Annotated in this window: 1 pseudogene; it reads right to left on the minus strand. The window is 34.8% G+C overall.

Annotated features, from left to right (window positions below):
- Positions 1–247, minus strand: a pseudogene (locus ACWA1B_RS23305) (methyltransferase domain-containing protein); the annotation flags it as partial.

Below are 247 nucleotides of genomic sequence, written 5' to 3' on the forward strand. Positions count from 1 at the left end.
GCAAAAGGTTCTTCTTGCACCAATTGTAAAAGTATTTTATTAAGGATGTTTTCGTTTTGCTGAGGCATCTGAACCGCCAACTGCCCACCTGGATTTATACGTGAAATAATTTTCGGAAAAAGTTCGTTGTGATTGTCAATCCATTGCAATGCAGCGTTCGAGAAAATTAAATCCCACTTAATTTCATCACCGATTTGTTCTAAAATGGTTCTTTCTTTAAACTTAATATTTTCTTGTTTTGGAGCTT

The organism is Flavobacterium xizangense, assembly GCF_054075145.1.